The organism is Streptomyces sp. NPDC093801 (assembly GCF_040701585.1).
Lineage (GTDB): Bacteria > Actinomycetota > Actinomycetes > Streptomycetales > Streptomycetaceae > Streptomyces.
In genome coordinates, this window is sequence record NZ_JBFBDP010000119.1 from 1 (window position 1) to 1,208 (window position 1,208).

Here is a 1,208-nt window from a genome sequence, read left to right on the forward strand (position 1 = left end):
GTCCGCCGAGCGCTCCATCAGCACACCGACCAGCGACTCCGCACCCACACCACGCCCAACCAGCAACCCGGCCAGCCGGTCCGCCCGAGCGTTCAGCTCCGCACAACTCAGCTCCACCCCGCCGGCCACGACCGCGATCGCCTCCGGATCCCGCGCCACCCGAGCCTCGAACAGCTCCGGCAAGGACGCCACCGGAACATCCCGCGCCGTATCGATCCACTCCCCCAGGATCCGACGCCGCTCGGCCACATCGAGCACGTCGATCCGGTGGAGCGGCGTTTCGGGCGCCGCCTCCAGAGCGGTGACCAGATTCTGCGTGGCGGTGTGGAGCAGCGCGCAGACCGCGACGGGGTCGATGGCCGTGGCTGTCTGGACCGTGAAGGAGAAGCCCGTGCCCTTGTCGTCGATGGAAATGGTGAGGGGGTAGTTGGTGCGCTCCTGGATGTGCAGGAGTTCGGTCCCCTCCAGGCCGGCGTTCGGTGCCTGGTCGGCCCCTTCGTTGTGGCGGTAGTTGAGGAGGGCCGTGAACAGCGGCAGCTGTGCGGGGACCCCGCTGGTCTGCTGCGCCAGAGCCAGGGGGGCGTGCTCGTGGACGAGCAGCTCCGCCAATTGCCTCTGCATGGCGTGGACGGCATCGGCCACACCCGTGACGGCGGTGCCCGCCCGGACGGGCAGGGTGTTGATGAAGAGCCCCGGGATGCGGTCGGCGCCCGCGCCCGCGTGCATCCGGCCGAACAGGACCGTGCCGAACACGACGTCGTCACGGCCGGTCGTCCTGGCCACGACGCGGGCCCACGCCACGTGGAAGAGGGCGGCCGCGCTCACACCGAGCCGTCGGGCCTGCTCCACGAGCCGTGCGGCGAGCGCGTGGTCAACGGGCAGCCTGGCTTCGACGGCACTCGTCCCGTTGCCACGGATGTCGAGGAGCCCGAAGGGGGCCGTCGGCTCGGTCACGTCCCCCAGCAGGTCCGTGAAGTACTGCGCGTGTTCTTCACGGGACAGCTGGAGACGGGCCTTCGCCACGAAGTCCCGGAAGGGCAACGGGGCGGACAGTCCGTCCTCGTTGCCGTCCAGGAACGCCTGGACTTCGTGCAGGACGACTTCCAGGGAGGTGTGGTCCTGGACCAGGTGGTGGGCCTGGAGCAGCAGCAGCCACCGCCCGCTGTCCGGATCCTCGGTGATGTTCGCCCGAAGCATCGGAGCCCGGC

Annotated in this window: 1 protein-coding gene; it reads right to left on the reverse strand. The window is 70.4% G+C overall.

The genetic code is table 11. The annotated features are described in order from the left end of the window. Window positions 1-1,208 (reverse strand): condensation domain-containing protein (locus AB0469_RS41170; RefSeq protein ID WP_366456739.1); only part of this gene is annotated, 1,208 nt, incomplete at both ends.